The following is a 15,502-nucleotide window of genomic DNA, read 5'->3' as shown; positions in this document are numbered from 1 at the left end:
GCCATTATGTCTTATGAACCAAGTTAATAAAATCTATCTTCTAGATCACGGTAAGATTAGGGCAGATATAGGTTGGTTTTTACCTACACCTATGACTGTTGAGGAGATGACTAATCCTAAGCCTAGGAATTGGGTTGACGTTAGTGTTATGAGTGCTGTAATAGAGCATAAGGATGGTATTATATTGTTTGATACTGGGATCTCAGAGAAGTCAAAGACCAAATGGCCTAATATGGCGTTGAGCGTATTCCCGATAGTTAGTTTTTCTGACGAGAATAAGATAGAGAATCAGTTGAAGAGTATTGGACTCAAGCCAGAGGATATACACTTTATAGTCTTCTCCCACTTACACTTAGACCACACTGGGAGTTTAGAAATATTCAAATCTTCTAAGCCGGGAATTATAGTTCATGAGAAGGAACTAAAGTTTGCATTATTAAACGCTTGGTTGAACAAACCAGTCCCCTACGTATATGATGACTTAGAATTGTTGAGAAATATGAATATAATGCCTATTACTGGGGAATATTTTGAACTATTACCGGGTATAGAGCTCTTCCTATTTGGTGGGCACACTCCAGGGTCAATAGTTGTTAAAGTGAGGACTAAGAATGAAAATAATTACGTCTTTACTGGAGACTTCCTTCACGTACCAGAAGAACTAGATTACGAATCTAAAGGTTGGTTATTGGGTGACGCTGAGGAATACTTCCTAAACATGAAGAAGCTTAAGGCTATGATGAAAGTTCCGAGAACATCGGTAATAATATCCCATGATCCAAAACTTTGGGATAAATATCCTAAAGCTCCAAAAAGCCTGGATTAAACCCAAGACAATGGATAATTTGGATCATCAATCTCCTTAGCGTAAATACTTAACTTTAGCCTTTTTTGGGTTTCAACTAGTATTGCTACTTCATCATTTAGTTTACCTCTCTTCTCTAAACTGCTCTCTAAGGCTCCGGGCTGAGGTCCATGAGCATGACCTCCCCTATGAACAGTTATATCTCCCTTGGTTATTCCCCTCCTACTCATGAACTGCCCAGAAGAGTAAAAGATCACTTCATCAGCATCAATGTTCTCATGATAATATGAGATTGGAACAGCCTCCGGATGATAATCGAAAAGCCTAGGCACGAAGGTACATATTGCAAAGTTCTCACCAGTAAAAGTAGTATAAACTATTGGAGGTTGATGAATTTTCCCAGTTATTGGTTCTAAGTCATATACGCTAATAGCAAATGGAAATAGATAGCCATCCCATCCCACTACGTCAAATGGGTGATAATCTACAAAGACTACTTGGAACCCCTTCTCACTCCTTATCACAACTCTATATTCCCCCTTTTCATCAAATGTTCTAAGTGTAGGAGTTCTGATATCTCTGTAATAATAGAAAGAACCCTCCATGAGTTGACCATACTCATTCCTATATCTCTTAGGTACCTCTATCTTCTTTCCCTCTATTATGAAAAACTCTGAAGGCTTTCTTATCTCGAAAGTATAAGTTGTCCCCCTTGGAATCAATAAATAGTCCCCTTCTTTTATCTCTAATTCTCCAAATACGCTCTCAAACTTCGCCTCTCCAGTGTGGAGATAATATACTTCGTCAAAGTCTGCATTTCTGTAAAAATAAGGTGAATTACTTTCTAGCTTAGCGTAGGATAGTACTAACTCATCATTGTATAGGAGAGGCTTCCTATCAATAAATGGATCAGAGGAGTTACCTAGTTTTGACGTACTAAGCTTGTGATGTCTATAACCGGATTCTTCCCATTCTTTAATGCTAAAGCTTTTCCACTCTCCTAGCTTTATCACCCTAGTTGGAGGGTTTAAGTGATAAAGTAATGAGTACCTACCGAAAAAGGTTTCAGTACCAAAGACTTCTTCTCTAATAATTTTCCCATCTTTCATAAACAGTGTGTGTCTTTTCTTAGGCAATTCTCCCTGCTTTACGTAAAATACCATATATTATCTATTGTTTAGGACAAATTTAAATATATAATCGAAACACTTCAATGTAAAGTTTATTTTAAATGTATCCTAAATTAGTCTTATGAAAATAAAACCTGAACTCTTTTGGGTAGTAGATTATTATCCAGAAAGCGGTTTATCAAAGGGGGAATATTACGAGCAAGTAGTAAAGGAGATAGAATTTGCTGAGAAGTTAGGTTTCCAAAGTGTTTGGATAGCTGAACATCACTTCTCAAATTATGGAATCGTACCCTCAACACCAGTCTTTCTCTCTCATGTTGCTACAAGAACTAGTAAAATTAGAATAGGACCGGCTGTATCTACGATAGTTTTCAAAAACCCAATTCAAGTTGCTGAGGAGTATTCATTGTTGGACGTTATATCGAAGGGAAGAGTTAATCTAGCTATGGGTAGTGGGTACTTAAAGCATGAATTTCAGGGTTTTGGCATTAACCCTGAATTTAAGAGGGAGATATTTGATGAGGGATTAGAGATAATCTTAAGAGCGATGAGAGGAGAGACTGTAACTTTTCACGGAAAGTATTTCAATTTTGAAAACTTAAGTATAAACATCTTACCACTACAAAAGCCCCATCCTCCTATATGGATAGCTGTTCTAAGAGCTGAAGCTGCATATCATGTTGGCAAGAAAGGATTTAATTTAATGATGATACCTTATGCTACTGTCGATAAGCTTGATGACATAAGTCAAGTTGTGAACTCGTTTAGAGAGGGATTGAAAAGTTCTGGATTAGAAGAAAAGGAGTTATCGTTATCATTTCATACCCACGTAGGAAAGTCTTTTCACGATGCAATAGAACAATCTAAAGACTACTTACATAGATACGTATTTTCAAGATTATATGCTAAGAGGAGGACTTTAGATGAGTTATATAAAAGCGGTCTTTTATTGTTAGGTGGACCAGAGGATATAGCTAACCAGATAGAGTATATCTATAAATTAGCTAGACCAACAAGGCTAATGTTCTTAATAGACTACGGTATGAAGCCCTTAGAGATGGTTGAGGAGAATATGGTACTACTTAAGGAAAAGGTTAGCAAGGCATTAGAAAGTAAAGGTATTACACTCGAATTTAGCGATTAACTTACGGATAAGCTACCTTAGTTAATAAAACTATTACCTTACTTGTATGGTTTACTTTTTTTCTATTTAAGAAATAAATATAGCTAAGAATGAGAGTAAAAGATATCGTATTAGTTAAGGCGAATTATAAACCAAATCTAGAGGCTTATCCTTATACAAAACCCACAGATTATTATGAAATAAAGGGCTTAAATCCACTAGAGTCAGCTGGCTATAATACGGTCTCTTTCGTTAAAATGGTCACAGACAACAATGAGGAAAGTATTGTAGAAGTTAGTGACATGGTTGCAGACATCATTTTGAAGTTAAAAAACGTAATAATCGGAAGGGAAATTGATGAAACCGAACGAATTTTTGACTTGCTTTATAGAATAACCTTACCTTTTGGCAGAAAAGGGATAGTAATGATGGCAATAAGTGCAATTGACTTAATGTTATGGGATCTAAAAGGTAAAGAGACTGGAAAGCCTGTATATAAATTATTAAGCGGTCCGACTAGGGAGAGAATTCCAGCTTATGCCAGTCATTTACATCCAACTGATATAAACGAATTACGAAAAGAGGCTTTAAGCTATCTAGAAGAAGGGTATCAAGCTATGAAAATGAGATTATGTTGTGGTCCATTAGATGGCTATAAGGGGATGGAGAGGAATGAGGAACTAGTTAAAGCTGTAAGAGATGCTATAGGTTATAATGTAGACCTAATGGCTGACGTTTGGATGGCTTGGAATTTAAAGTACGCTAGAAGAATGTTAAAGAGACTAGAGAGGTATGAGTTAAGCTGGATAGAAGAACCACTACCACCAGATGAATACCATGCTTATAAGGTATTAAGTAAGGAGATAGGAATTCCCATAGCAGCAGGGGAACACGCTTACACCGTTGAGGAATTTAAACTTTTAGCAGATTATGGCATAGAGATTTTGCAACCAGATGCCTTATGGTCTGGTGGAATTACCACTCTTAAGAAAGTTCAAGGATTAGCTGAGGCTTATGGATTACAAGTCATTCCTCACACTAGCATACCGTATAATCTGCATTTCCTATTTTCATGCCCTCCTCACATCTGCCCAATGGCTAAGTTCTTAACTAAATATAGATGGATGGAGGACTTCATGGTTAATCCACCGAGACCCAAGAATGGATATTTCTACTTAAACGATAAAGTAGGCTTTGGAATAGAGTATAGTCTTAACTAACTAGTCAGGGATTTCATTTTTATATTAGAGAGATGATGAGGATATTAAATGATAAAGAGAGTTCTCATGTTCAAGGTAGGAGAACATGGAGAAGTACCGGGAGCAGAAGTTTTCTGGATGAGAGAGTTCAACAATTGGATGAAGCTTTCGTTTTACTCTTTTTTGATAGAGGATGGAGATGAATATGTTTTAATTAACACTGGTTTAGTTAGGGATTTAACGTTAAGGAATAAGTTTTTAAGAGAATGGGCTGGTAATGATAGATGTAAGTTCTCCTTTACCGAAGATCAAAGAATAGAAAACCATTTAGCTAGATACAATATTAAACTAGAAGATATATCAAAAGTTGTGATAACCCCAGTCCAAGACTATGCAATAGGTAATATTGACTTATTTGATAAGGCAAAGTTTTACTTCTCTAAAAGAGGATGGTTTGAGGATGTAGTTAATCCTAATCCTTCACCTTTTTTAAATAGAGACATATATTTACCTAGATACGTTAGAGAGTATCTATTTGAAAAGGCGTGGAATAGGATAGTTTTAATTGATGATGATTACATTAGTGAGAACGTCTTCGTTAAGTGGACTGGTTGCCATCATAGGAGCTCGTTATCCATTGTGATAAATGGTCAAAAGAGAATTTGTATAACTGACTCAGCGTTTGTTGCGAGAAACTTTGAGGAGAATATACCAATTGGTATAGCAGAGAATATTTATGAGTGCCTAAACGCTTATGAGTATTTAAGAAAAACGTGTGATATTGTCATACCTGCATATGATCCAAAAAATGTTGAAAGGTTTGGAGAAAAAATAGTTTAAAAAATTATTTTTGCATAATTTTCTGTCCATAAAATTCTTTTAATATTTCTTCTAAAGTTTTTCCCTCAGCTCTTGGTCCAAATAGTCCCCCTATTATGGCATTAGCTACAAAGAAGGCTGTAGCAACAGAGGCTATTGCACTGTAACCTATTGTTGACACGATAGTAGGGACAAATATACTCCATACTCCAATCGCAAACCTCATTGAAGCCCATACTAAAGCTTGAGCTGTATTTCTTATTTCTGTGGGGAAAAGCTCTACTGACCACATTCTAGTTATTGGCCATAGACCCATTCCGTGTCCAAAGCCGAATAATATGACATTAGCAGCTGCTACAGCTAGTATCTTCACTGGTAAAGCTATGGGTATAGCGAATGCTATCGCACATACCATTGCTGAAATTGCATATAATAGTCTTCTGTTAACCTTATCTGATAACTGCATTGGAACTAGTATTACTCCCATAATTGCAGTTATGAACCAGAGTATTTGTATTAAATCTCCTCCAGTAGCACTACTAATTCCCAAATCCTTTACGAAAAATGGTAAGAAGAATCCGAATGTACCAGCTGGTATTCCCCACATAATGTATAATGGGATGATAAATGCAAATCCTTTAGCGAATTGGCTCAATTTAGGCTTGGAATTTTCTATGCCGGAAGTAACACTAGTCGATGGTGAGCTTACACCAAGCTGTTCAATAGCTTTCTTTACATCCTCTTCCTTACCCTTAGCAGCGGACCATCTAGGTGATTCTATCAGTCCTCTTCTAAGTAACCAAGTAATTAGTGCGACCAATGCTAAACTCCCGAAAAGTATTCTGAAAGAGTTTACTCCTACAGAATATGTTCCAACTCCTAGCAATAATATTACTATTGGACCTATATACCAGAAGAGGTTGGTGAAGGACATTAATCTACCTCTTCCTCTTTTAGGAGAGAATTCTGCAATTAAAGACCATGATGTAGGAACATCTACACCCACAGCTATTCCAGTTATTATATACCCTAAAATTAACATGAACGGATTTACACTTGCAATGACTATAATGGTACCTATAATATAGAATATAAGGTCATACGTGTAAATCGCTTTTCTACCATATCTATCACCTAAAGGACCAGCTACTAATGCTCCAATGAAGGCAGCAAAAGCATTAGGACTTAATGCAGCTATCAAGCCTAAGAGGATCGAGCTCAAATGAAAATAGGATACCCAAATGGAAACAGAGGCAGCTCCTGCCACTATCGCCCCGGCATCTAGATAGTCACCTAAGGCAGCTAATATAGTCCATCTATAGTGTACATTCTTTATTGGTGCATTATCGAATGGAGTGAAGTCTTTGCTCATGAGACATAACTAATCTTCCAAATTAATATTATAGCCTCCTTACATGTAAGGAATATTTAAGTAATATAAAACAATAAATTATCTATCATATCAAAGTAAAACTACCGAAGCAAGCTGACTTCTCCCCACATTAAGCTTTTCCTCATTTCGTAAATCTTTAAATATTGTATCATAATAAAATAACGACAAACCTTACCTTTCAAGAAGGGGGTAAAAGTTTTTAAAATATAAAAATCGTAGTCTCTTTTATGCCACTCCCTTCTGGTCAACTTAATAAAGATGAGGAGCAGGGGAACAGATTATCACTCCCGCAATACCAAAGGGGAGTGTAAGAACAGTCGTTCTTAGACTATTCCCTAACGGATACCAAAAAAGAAAGCTAAGCTGACGTAACATCAAAGATGTGGAACGAAATATGAGAGAAGGCAACAGTTCTTCCAACAAAAGAAAATAGACTTCAAGGGTACTTGGAATAAATTCTACGAGAAGTACAAGGGGATACTTGGAGTTAATGCACAAGCAGTATTGCACAAGAATAATGAGGCTTGGTCGTCCCTTTTTCTCTCTGCTAAAGAAGAAAGACCTACATCTTTCCCTAATCAAATTTCATAACCAAGTTATTGGATAGAAAACGGCGAGAGGAATCTTCTTATTACGCAAGACCGTTATAAGGTTGGTGAGGAAAGGCATATTTTAGTGTGAAGGACTGGAAGATGGAAATACCCTTTGCAGGCACACTTAGATGGTTTGGCATATAAGGAAGGATAGAAATACACATAATCAATAAGTTCTATGCTCATATTCCTATAGACGCTAGTAGGGTAGTTTCAAAGAAGAGTAAAAAACCAGTAAAGAACTCCCTCATAATTCACGGTAAAAGGGATAAGATCTAAATAGCCGTTCCTAAAGGTAACAATACAGCCTCAATTGACCTTGGTATAAACATGTTAGCAACGGTTTTAGTTGATCATGGTAAAACTCTATTTTACCGCGGTTCCATAGTTAAGAGTGATTTTCTATTTTCAGAAGAGGATTACTGAGCTTGATGAGTTGAAGAGTAAAGCTGAGAAGGTTTAAGAGTTTCATGCTAGGGAAGAAATTCTTAAATAGAGGGAAAGGCTCTTTGCAAGCTGAGGAAAGCCTCACCCTTCAGGGAGAAGAGGAAGTCAGAAGATTAATTTCCGAGATCAAACTTCACAACACGGTTTTTCGATAGTTCAATGTTATTATAATTCTTCTTATAATTATAATAATTTTTAAAGATATTTTAATATTTTATCGTATTATTCTTAAGTCATAAATAAAGTTAGATGCATGTGAGATATTTTAGAAGTGGATCACAGTTTCTGATATTTGACGTATAGTCCAGTTGAACTGACTTCCTCCCCGCCATAAATGGCTAGGCTTTCACCACGCTGTAATTTGTTATTAAAAGTATCACACTGTGTAGGCACTATAAAAAGTTAATCTCAAGCTTTATAAACATCCTCTAATAATACGCTTTATTACTTGCTTTAGTTTTTCACATAATTTGCATAAAATCAACTTTTAATGACATAACTGATTCAAAAATTTTTTATAATAGTAGATACATTACCCAGTAAATTTAGGTAGTTAATGAAGTACATATGTGATAAAAATTTTTATAATAGTGTACCTTAAACTATACTCGTTATGAGAAGGAATAAATTAGTTTTAGGAATTAGTAAATATATAATCGCTATTATAGTAATTATCATAGTAATAATAGGAGCAATAGTAGGTATACTTTTAATATCTAATCACTCGAAGACTAACCTCGTTACAACAGTTTCATCCACTACTAGCATGACAAGCATACCTACATCATCATCTACCATACCAATTGCTACTAACGTCTCAGTACCTTCTTCCATTACCGTAGAAGAAGCAGCTGCTCCCGTGAGCGTAGATCCAGCTACTAGCTATGATATTGCAGGAGGCGAGATTATTCAAAACGTATATCAGACACTAGTATTCTATAATGGAACCAATACATCTAGCTTCATAGGAGTTCTAGCAGAGAACTGGACTGTACTGAATAACGGTACTACTTATGTATTTCACTTATGGCCTTTTATAAAGTTTAGTGATGGGAGCCCACTAAACGCTACTGATGTATGGTTTTCAATATATAGGACAATGCTAATAGATCTAGGAATATCTATCTATGTTAGCCAAGGATTAGCAGTAAACAACGGTGTGGGATTTGTTGGTACTTTACCAAATGGAAAAACTGGAACTATTATGTTACCGAACGGAATCGTTCAAGCATTTGAAAACGCTGGATACAGTTTTTCGTCAAACCAGACTATAGCTATGGAGCAAGCTGCTTATGACTTAGCGTACATCCTTTCCCACTTCAATGTGAGCAATCAGACCATACAGAAAATAATGTCCTATCCTCATCAAGCCGTAGTTGTATTGAATCCATATACCGTAGAATTTAATCTAGACTATCCATACTCAGCTTTCTTGGCAGCAATATCGACTAGTGCAGGTGCAATAGTCGATCCAGTATTTGTTGATGAGCATGGAGGAGTTCAAATAGACTCTCCAAATACTTATCTATCTACTCACGCTTTAGGATCAGGTCCTTATGTTCTTGAAACCCCTATAGGTGGTTCTTACGTTATACTGAACGCTAGTCCGAATTACTGGGCTTCACAAATTCCAAAGAATATGGTAAATCCTATGCTTGAAACGCCAAAAATTAAGACTATAATCATAGACTATCAAACTAATGAAGCAGTAAGAATTTTAGACCTACAACAAGGTAAAGCACAAATATCTCAAGTTGACGTTATACAATTGCCAGAACTAATAGGTTCTTCTGGTTTATCAACTCTTCAGAGTGAAGTATCTAAAGGCATATATCCAGTAGTCTTCACATCCGGAAATACGACGATATATGTATGGGGACCATCAGCTCAAATAGATTTTCTGGCTATAGACGCATATCAATATCCATTTAATATTACAGCTGTTAGGCTCGCAATAGCCCACGCGATAGATCCTACGGTTATACAACAACAAGTTTACAAAGGATTTGCGGTCAGTTATGTGGGTCCTAATGACCCAGCATTACCTTACTATAACTCGTCAATACAAGGTTATACGTATAATCCTTCTTTAGCAATTAAATTGTTAACTCAAGCAGGTTTTAAATTAGTATTGCCTAATGGGACAGTTATAAATCCGAATGGTAAACCATTCCCTACGATAACTTTAACATATCAGTCTGGTAGCACTGCACTACAAGATGAGGCATTATTAGTGCAACAACAGTTAGCTCAAATAGGGATAAACGTTCAATTAAACGCTGAGTCTGCAGTAACAATAGTCGAATCTTACCTCAATCCTCCAAATTCTTCCGCTTATCCTGCATTCCAATTAGCCGGTAACTTTCCACCAGTATTAAGCCCTATTGATCCAGCAATATATCTTCTATCTATAGCAAGATTACATCACGGTAATCCAGCCTTCGTAGATAATACAACAATTAATCAATTGATTATAGAAGCGGTTAGGACAAGTAATCCAACACAATTACAGCAAATATTTAATAACATAACATTATTAACGTTAGCTCAAGCCCAATACGTCTGGTTAGATGACTTCTTAGCATATACTGTAACGTCATCCACTATTCACGGATTGTGGTACAGCCCAGGATTAGATGGGATGTTCTACGCGGACCTATATTGAAAGAGAGGTGAAAGGGGATTTTTTATAAGCTCATAGGAAAAAGAATTATTGAAGCTTTTTTTGTGATACTTGGAGAGTTACTTATTGTTTTTTATTTAGCAAATGTTGCAGCTCCTAATCCGGCTTCCGTTTGGGCAGGTCCAGAAGCGTCTCCTGCTCAAATTCAGATAATTACTGAGCTTTATCACTTAAATCAACCTTGGTACGTTCAACTTTACTACTATATTTTAAACTTCTTTACCGGGAAGTGGGGGATTTCACCATTGTATCAAACCCCAGTGATTACATTGATTGAGGAATATCTACCCGTAACTTTAGAACTAGCTATCATAGCCTTAATACTGAAAATATTAATAGAAGTCCCATTAGGAGTAATCTCTGCGATTAGGGCTAACGGATATCTCGATAACGCTATAAGAATCATATATACAATTTTAAGAAGTGCTCCACCTTTCATGATAGCGTTAGCTTTACTCTTAGCATTCGCATATTATGTTCATCTATTCCCTCCTTCGTATTACATGAATCCTATTTTATCTGTCCACGAACCTAAGTTCTACGTTTCAATTGGTGGTCATAAATATTATATATGGTTAATTGACAATATGCCTATCCTAAACTCCTTATTAGTAGGTGATATCCCAGCCTTTGTATCGTCATTACAGCATGCAATACTCCCGGCATTATCGCTAGTGTTAATAGGATTTGGAGGTGTAGTTAGATTGACTAGAAACTCTATGCTTGAGGTTTTAAACATGGAATACGTGAAGACGGCGAGAGCTAAAGGTCTAAAAGAGAGGATCGTAATTTTTAGACACGCTTTGAAGAACTCATTACTACCATCTGTTACTATAATTAGTATAATCTTTTCTGGACTAATGCAAGGAAGTCTAGTAGTTGAAACGATATTTAACTACTACGGAATAGGATATTTAGTTGCTGAAAGCCTTCTAAATTTAGATTCTCCTACCCTCATAGCTAGTACTGTTATAATTACAATAGTAGTTGTAATTTCTAATCTAATTGCTGATATTTCCTACGCATTTCTAGATCCTAGGATAAGGGATGCGATATGAGTCTTCAGTCGCTTAAGATAATCAGAAGAAACAATAATTTGCTTATTGGCACCGCTATAATATTATTCTTTTTCATTTTAACGTTATTATCATGGGCTGATATTCACTTGATAACTCCCTATAATCCGAATCAAATAAATTTCGATCAATCTAATTTACCTCCATCACCATCTCATATATTTGGAACTGATCAAGAGGGAAGGGACGTATTTTCAAGAGTTATAGCTGCCTTACCTATAGACTTCTTCATACCATATCTCATAGTAATTGCATCATTAATCATTGGTCTAGTGATAGGGATTATCAGTGGATATTATGGTGGTCTAATTGATGAGGCACTTATGAGAATTACGGATATATTTTTAGCTTTCCCCGGGATATTATTAGCATTGGCAATAAGCGAGATTTTAGGTACGACACACTTATCGCTAAGATTATATTTCAGTGCTATAGCTCTAACCATTGTGAATTGGCCAGTTTATGCTAGGCTAACTAGGTCCCAAGTACTTCAGATAAAATCGATGGGTTACATAACCTTAGCCAAAGTGGCAGGATTAGGGAATTATTACATAGTTAGAAAGCACATTTTACCAAACCTATATTCAACGCTACTGGTTTATTCAACTCTAGACCTAGGTACTATAATTCTAAGTTATTCTATCCTCGCATTTTTTGGGCTCGGCGCTCCTCCACCAACACCTGAGTTAGGAAGAATGGTCTATGACGGTTTATCATCGCTCCCACAAAATTGGTGGTCCTCTTTATTTCCAGCATTAATAATAACTTTAATGGCCCTTGGTTATTCCTTAGCTGGGGATGGATTAAGGGACGTATTATCCTCAGATGTAGGTGAGATTAACAATGGATAATAAATTACTCATAATTAGGGATTTATGGATTAGCTATTCTAAGGGAGGTAAAAGAGGATATGCTGTTAGAGGAGTGGATTTGGAGATAGAGAAGAATCAAATAATAGGAATCGTCGGAGAAAGTGGTTCTGGTAAAAGTACATTAGGACATGCGATTATTGGATTGTTGCCTAATAATGCTAAGATAGAGAAAGGGAACATAATATTCGAGGGAACTGATTTAACTAAAGTGAGAAAGGAGGACTATTTCAAGTTTAGAGGGAAAAACGGTATTTTCATAATCTTCCAAGACCCGATGACCAGTTTAAATCCTACAATGAAAATAAGGGATCAACTAGGTGAGATTCTCAGAAACGAGCCTAGAAAAGATGAGTTCTCACATTCGACCTTATTTTTCGGTTATCGTAAGAAGAACATTGTTAGGGAAATAGATGAGTTAAAGGAATCATTAAAGAAAGTAGGATTTAGAAACCCTGATGAAATTTTGTCCAAATATCCACATCAGTTGTCAGGTGGAGAGAGACAAAGGACAATGATTGCAATGGCTTATTTATTAAAACCTAAGGTCTTGATCGCAGATGAGCCTACTACAGCGTTAGACGTAATTAACCAAGCTGTAGTGTTGAAAATGCTAATGGAGTTAAAGGAGGAGTATAAGACTTCTATAATATTCATAACCCACGATCTGACATTAATAAGTCAAATAAGTGATAAGATAGCGGTGATGTACGGTGGAATGATACTAGAATATGGAAAAAGTGAAGATATAATAAAAGATCCTCTTAACCCATATACCAAAGGATTACTATCCTCAATACCTAATAGCTTTAAAGGTGAGGGTAGAGTATCCTCAATACCCGGCTTCCCACCTAACATATTTAGTTTACCACTCGGTTGTCCGTTTTATCCTAGATGTAGTTCAAATATGAAGATTTGTGAGTCTCAAATTCCAAAGGAGAAATACTTGGGTGATGAACATTATGTCAGATGCCACCTCTATAGTTAACGTAAAAAATCTAAAAGTAGTTTACAACAAGAAGAAAACAGCCTTAGATGGTATTTCAATTCACGTAAATAAGGGAGAGACATTAGGGGTAATAGGAGAATCTGGAAGCGGAAAAACAACGTTGGGATTATCTATCTTAAGATTAATAAAGATCACTGAAGGGGAAATACACTTCAAGGGGCTTAACATAACCAATTGGAGCGAGAAACAGCTCAGAAAGATTAGGAAGTTCATGCAATTAGTTCCTCAAGACCCATATTCTAGCATGAATCCGAAGTTAAAGATAAGAGATATAGTTATAGAACCCATACTAAATGAGAAATATGATTTAGATGAGAAAGCTAATAAGGTCTTACAGCAAGTGGGATTAGATCCCTCAATTAAGGATAGATACCCTAAGGAACTTTCAGGTGGTCAAAGACAAAGGGTATTAATAGCTAGGGCTATGATAGGAGATCCGGAGTTCATAGTACTGGATGAGCCAACATCCAATCTAGATGTTTCAATACAAGCTCAGATCTTGAATTTATTGTTAGACATGCAGGAACAGAGGAATTTATCATATTTGTTCATAACTCACAACATTCAAGTGGCTAAATACATGTCTAATAGGATAGCAGTCTTATATGGAGGGAAACTGGTAGAATTGGGTGAAACTAAGGATGTAATTAAGGATCCTCTGCATCCATACACTATGGAACTACTCGAATCTATTCCCTCAAGTGAATTCAAAGTGAAATTGAAACAAGGCTATAATTACGTAGAGGGCAATAATAAAGTAATTACGAGAGGATGTATCTACTTTAATAGGTGTAAGTTCGCAAAACAGGTTTGTAAGGAGGTTAACCCAGAGTTAAGGCAAATTAAAGTTAATCACTTCGTCGCATGCCATCTCTATTCTTAATAATAAATTACCTCAATTATCATATTTAATCGTGTTAGATTTTTTTAAATGCTGACGAATTATTTAACGTTTATCATCAAATTGTTGAAAATCAATTGGAAGAAGTCGTGTAGTCATGGAGTACTCTTTTTACAATACCATTATTTTAATGTTAGTAAAAAATAATGTAACTTTAACCCTAAAAATATATGTTTAATCTCTTATATCTCGTCAGTATTGAAGCTCCAAGGAAATATATGATACCCACGATTGCAAACATTTCTATACCGGGATTATAGGAATGAGTAATTGTCAGCATATATCCAAATACTATTGGAATAACTATTCCCCACAGAGTTTCCCATAAGCCAATGTGTCCTCCCCATTGACCACTATACTCGGGTGGAACTATAAATGAAGGGGCAGCCCATTGTATACCAGACCATCTCAAGAAGAAAAATGACGCACATAATATCGTTATTGCCTCTACGACGGAATTAGACAAAGTGACTAGCAATAGACCTAAGGTAACTGAGATGGAACTCACAGCAAAACCTATTTTTAAAGCAGTATTAGCCCCAATCCTTTTTATAAGATAATCTATCACGAACCCACCAGTGATCTCCCCGAAGAAACCAAATCCCCAAATTAATGCCGTATAATACAATGTTAAGGTTAACGTTAGACCCTTTGCATAATATAAATACTCCGGTAACCACGTAAATAGACCAAAGAATATACCAGCTTGAGCCCCTAATCCCATCATGTAAGCCCAATAATCCCTAGTCTTAAACCAATAGATTATAGGCACTTTCTTCTGCTGTAAGATAACCTCTTGATTATTTTTAATATAGTTAAGCTCATCTTGACTAATTCCAGGATGCTTGTCAGGGGTATCATGTACTAAAAACCTCAATACAATACCTAGCAAAATGGAAATTATCCCAACTACGATTAAGGCTACTCTCCATGCGACATTACTTGGAAAGAATAATAAAAACCATATTAGCACCAATGAACCTAATACTACTCCCACATTAACTCCTGCATCACCTATAGTACCTCCCCTAGCTTTCTCCCCCTTAGTTAACCAATTAGCTGTTATTTTAGTCACAGCTGGAAATCCTACAGCTTCAGCAACTCCTAATAAGACTCTAGCGATAATTAAGTAAATAGCTGATAAGGCAAAAGCTGTTATTATTTCAATCACACCCCAACCCATCACGAATGAGCTTAGGACTGATCTAGGACCATATCTATCTAATAGATAACCAACAACTGGATTCATTATTAAATAGCCGTAAAGAAATCCGTTTCCTATTAATGCTATCTCTATAGGGTTTAAGGAAAATAGTTTAGTCAATATTGGTTCAGCTGATGGAACTATCCCCCTATCTACATAGTCAACTGTTATTATAACGAACATCAGAGCGATTATTGTCCATCTTACATGGTTAGAGGGCATAAATCTACTAAATCTTACCAAGAATAAAA

At 36.1% G+C, this 15,502-nt stretch carries 12 protein-coding genes; 9 read left to right on the top strand and 3 right to left on the bottom strand.

All coding sequences use genetic code 11. The features are described from left to right. The first annotated feature begins 13 nt into the window (after window positions 1–13). On the top strand, window positions 14–826 hold the full coding sequence (locus DMP16_RS00115) for an N-acyl homoserine lactonase family protein (RefSeq protein ID WP_069284331.1): 813 nt from the start codon (window positions 14–16) through the stop codon (window positions 824–826). On the opposite strand, the gene DMP16_RS00110 is transcribed toward DMP16_RS00115, so the two are convergent. Then, window positions 823–1,968 carry a homogentisate 1,2-dioxygenase gene (locus DMP16_RS00110; RefSeq protein ID WP_069284330.1) on the bottom strand — a complete coding sequence of 382 codons (1,146 nt, stop codon included), beginning with the start codon at window positions 1,966–1,968 and terminating at the stop codon, window positions 823–825. The two genes, DMP16_RS00115 and DMP16_RS00110, sit on opposite strands and share 4 nt — an antisense overlap. An 88-nt stretch (window positions 1,969–2,056) precedes the next feature. Between DMP16_RS00110 and DMP16_RS00105 the strand changes: the two genes are divergently transcribed. The 3 genes from DMP16_RS00105 to DMP16_RS00095 all read left to right on the top strand — a co-directional run bounded on the left by DMP16_RS00105 (window position 2,057) and on the right by DMP16_RS00095 (window position 5,097). Next, window positions 2,057–3,079, top strand: a complete 1,023-nt coding sequence (locus DMP16_RS00105) for an LLM class flavin-dependent oxidoreductase (protein ID WP_069284329.1) — start codon at window positions 2,057–2,059, stop codon at window positions 3,077–3,079. An 89-nt stretch (window positions 3,080–3,168) separates the two neighbouring features. Then, on the top strand, window positions 3,169–4,278 hold the full coding sequence (locus tag DMP16_RS00100; protein ID WP_143576789.1) for an enolase C-terminal domain-like protein: 1,110 nt from the start codon (window positions 3,169–3,171) through the stop codon (window positions 4,276–4,278). 48 nt (window positions 4,279–4,326) lie between these two features. Continuing rightward, window positions 4,327–5,097, top strand: coding sequence for a Zn-dependent hydrolase (locus DMP16_RS00095; RefSeq protein ID WP_069284327.1), 771 nt, complete (start codon window positions 4,327–4,329; stop codon window positions 5,095–5,097). 4 nt (window positions 5,098–5,101) lie between these two features. Here DMP16_RS00095 and DMP16_RS00090 read toward each other — a convergent pair whose 3' ends face one another. Continuing rightward, entirely contained in the window at window positions 5,102–6,448 is a 1,347-nt protein-coding gene (locus DMP16_RS00090; protein ID WP_069284326.1) for an MFS transporter, read from the bottom strand. Between the two features lie 1,674 nt (window positions 6,449–8,122). Here DMP16_RS00090 and DMP16_RS00080 point away from each other — a divergent pair. Genes DMP16_RS00080 through DMP16_RS00060 form a run of 5 tightly spaced genes read left to right on the top strand, consistent with a single transcriptional unit; the run spans window position 8,123 to window position 14,029 of the window. After that, window positions 8,123–10,174 (top strand): ABC transporter substrate-binding protein, encoded by a 2,052-nt coding sequence (locus DMP16_RS00080; RefSeq protein ID WP_069284325.1) that lies wholly within the window; start codon window positions 8,123–8,125, stop codon window positions 10,172–10,174. A gap of 17 nt (window positions 10,175–10,191) precedes the next feature. After that, window positions 10,192–11,250, top strand: coding sequence for an ABC transporter permease (locus DMP16_RS00075; RefSeq protein WP_069284324.1), 1,059 nt, complete (start codon window positions 10,192–10,194; stop codon window positions 11,248–11,250). Next, complete coding sequence (locus tag DMP16_RS00070; RefSeq protein ID WP_069284323.1) at window positions 11,247–12,119, top strand: ABC transporter permease; 873 nt, start codon at window positions 11,247–11,249, stop codon at window positions 12,117–12,119. The genes DMP16_RS00075 and DMP16_RS00070 overlap by 4 nt, the downstream gene beginning before the upstream one ends. Beyond that, window positions 12,112–13,125 carry an ABC transporter ATP-binding protein gene (locus DMP16_RS00065; protein ID WP_069284322.1) on the top strand — a complete coding sequence of 338 codons (1,014 nt, stop codon included), beginning with the start codon at window positions 12,112–12,114 and terminating at the stop codon, window positions 13,123–13,125. Before DMP16_RS00070 ends, DMP16_RS00065 begins: the two co-directional genes overlap by 8 nt. After that, window positions 13,100–14,029, top strand: coding sequence for an ABC transporter ATP-binding protein (locus DMP16_RS00060; RefSeq protein WP_069284321.1), 930 nt, complete (start codon window positions 13,100–13,102; stop codon window positions 14,027–14,029). Before DMP16_RS00065 ends, DMP16_RS00060 begins: the two co-directional genes overlap by 26 nt. Before the next feature lie 178 nt (window positions 14,030–14,207). Here the strand turns inward: DMP16_RS00060 and DMP16_RS00055 are convergent, their stop codons facing one another. Continuing rightward, window positions 14,208–15,473 (bottom strand): MFS transporter, encoded by a 1,266-nt coding sequence (locus DMP16_RS00055; protein ID WP_069284320.1) that lies wholly within the window; start codon window positions 15,471–15,473, stop codon window positions 14,208–14,210. Between the last annotated feature and the right edge of the window lie 29 nt (window positions 15,474–15,502).

Origin of the sequence: Sulfolobus sp. B1 (genome assembly GCF_007050195.1) — an archaeon.
Classification (GTDB): Archaea; Thermoproteota; Thermoprotei_A; order Sulfolobales; family Sulfolobaceae; genus Saccharolobus.
The sequence above is the reverse complement of the archived record's forward strand: the minus strand, read 5'-3'. Positions and strand labels throughout refer to the sequence as shown.

What these genes read in the sequence shown, in the direction of transcription:
- DMP16_RS00115 (WP_069284331.1), top strand. Translation starts at nt 14, where the DNA reads ATGAACCAAGTTAATAAAATCTATCTTCTAGATCACGGTAAGATTAGG.
- DMP16_RS00110 (WP_069284330.1), bottom strand. Translation starts at nt 1,968, where the DNA reads ATGGTATTTTACGTAAAGCAGGGAGAATTGCCTAAGAAAAGACACACA.
- DMP16_RS00105 (WP_069284329.1), top strand. Translation starts at nt 2,057, where the DNA reads ATGAAAATAAAACCTGAACTCTTTTGGGTAGTAGATTATTATCCAGAA.
- DMP16_RS00100 (WP_143576789.1), top strand. Translation starts at nt 3,169, where the DNA reads ATGAGAGTAAAAGATATCGTATTAGTTAAGGCGAATTATAAACCAAAT.
- DMP16_RS00095 (WP_069284327.1), top strand. Translation starts at nt 4,327, where the DNA reads ATGATAAAGAGAGTTCTCATGTTCAAGGTAGGAGAACATGGAGAAGTA.
- DMP16_RS00090 (WP_069284326.1), bottom strand. Translation starts at nt 6,448, where the DNA reads ATGAGCAAAGACTTCACTCCATTCGATAATGCACCAATAAAGAATGTA.
- DMP16_RS00080 (WP_069284325.1), top strand. Translation starts at nt 8,123, where the DNA reads ATGAGAAGGAATAAATTAGTTTTAGGAATTAGTAAATATATAATCGCT.
- DMP16_RS00070 (WP_069284323.1), top strand. Translation starts at nt 11,247, where the DNA reads ATGAGTCTTCAGTCGCTTAAGATAATCAGAAGAAACAATAATTTGCTT.
- DMP16_RS00065 (WP_069284322.1), top strand. Translation starts at nt 12,112, where the DNA reads ATGGATAATAAATTACTCATAATTAGGGATTTATGGATTAGCTATTCT.
- DMP16_RS00060 (WP_069284321.1), top strand. Translation starts at nt 13,100, where the DNA reads ATGTCAGATGCCACCTCTATAGTTAACGTAAAAAATCTAAAAGTAGTT.
- DMP16_RS00055 (WP_069284320.1), bottom strand. Translation starts at nt 15,473, where the DNA reads ATGCCCTCTAACCATGTAAGATGGACAATAATCGCTCTGATGTTCGTT.